The organism is Bradyrhizobium sp. NBAIM08 (assembly GCF_020193935.1).
GTDB lineage: Bacteria > Pseudomonadota > Alphaproteobacteria > Rhizobiales > Xanthobacteraceae > Bradyrhizobium > Bradyrhizobium yuanmingense.
The window spans coordinates 1-418 of the sequence record NZ_JADYVR010000731.1 but is presented as its reverse complement, the minus strand read 5'-3'; the positions used below and the strand labels follow the sequence as shown (position 1 = coordinate 418).

The 418-nt window shown below is 74.4% G+C and carries 2 protein-coding genes; one reads left to right on the top strand and one right to left on the bottom strand.

The features are described from left to right. The coding region (locus tag I6F37_RS41795; protein ID WP_225154640.1) for a hypothetical protein at positions 1–207 on the bottom strand (207 nt) is incomplete at its 3' end. Between I6F37_RS41795 and I6F37_RS41790 the strand changes: the two genes are divergently transcribed. After that, positions 206–418 (top strand): hypothetical protein (locus I6F37_RS41790; RefSeq protein WP_225154639.1); only part of this gene is annotated, 213 nt, incomplete at its 3' end. The two genes, I6F37_RS41795 and I6F37_RS41790, sit on opposite strands and share 2 nt — an antisense overlap.

Here is a 418-nt window from a genome sequence, read left to right as displayed (position 1 = left end):
CGACCACACGCCGCCTTCTCCGCGCCCTGCGCCGATCGACATCGACTTCGGCACCGCGCGTCCTTCGGCGCCGGGCCTGACCGGCATCGCGCCGCTGGTCGCGAGCGAGTTCGACTTCACGCCCCCCGCGCCGCGGCCGTTGATCCCCAGCCAGGCCGGCGTCACGCCCGTCGAGCCGCGGCCCGCGATGGTGCCGCCGTCGTTCATGGACCTGCCGAAGATCGGCGCCCGTGAGCTCACCACCCAGCCCGGTCTCGCCGGCCCCTACTCGGCCCAACAGCCGTTGCGCGTGGACCTCGTCACGCCGCCCGAATCCCCTTCGGCGCCGTCGCACACCGTCGCCGACGTAGAGCCCGTCGGCTCCGACCAGGTCCTCGCCACCCCCGCGTCCCTCTGGCGCCGCACCTTCGCGTCGATC